The sequence below is a fragment of the Actinospica durhamensis genome, from assembly GCF_018139695.1.
Lineage (GTDB): Bacteria > Actinomycetota > Actinomycetes > Streptomycetales > Catenulisporaceae > Actinospica > Actinospica durhamensis.
Genome location: NZ_JAGSOG010000861.1, coordinates 1 through 396, shown reverse-complemented (window position 1 = coordinate 396; position 396 = coordinate 1). Strand labels below are relative to the sequence as shown.

1 pseudogene is annotated in these 396 nt (G+C 70.2%); it reads right to left on the bottom strand.

Annotation, left to right across the window (positions count from 1 at the left end):
• Positions 1-9: 9 nt before the first annotated feature.
• A pseudogene (locus KDL01_RS42585) lies at positions 10-396 on the bottom strand (hypothetical protein); the annotation flags it as partial.

The following is a 396-nucleotide window of genomic DNA, read 5'->3' as shown; positions in this document are numbered from 1 at the left end:
TCATGGTGGTCATCCGTGGCGCCTTTCTGCGGGGCGGGCCGCCGCGCGGGGCGTGGTGGTGAACCGGTCCTCGAGGGCGTGCCAGATCGCGGCATGGCCGGCCGGGCTGTCGTGGACGGTGGAGAAGGTGAACTGGGCTCCGCCGGCTCCGGTGGGGGGATCGATGATGGGCATCGACACGATCACACCGGTGCGGGTGGCGCGGTTGTAGCCAAGGCCGAGGTCGGCGAGCGCGCGGTGGAAGGCGGCGCCGTCGGGCACCATCCAGTGCGGCGGGACGTGGGATTCGGTGACGGTACGGTGCGGGGCCTGGGTGGCATGGACGATGCGGTGGGCGAAGACCTCGTAGATGTGCCAGGACCCGGATATCTGGGCGTTGACCTCGGTGTAGAGCAC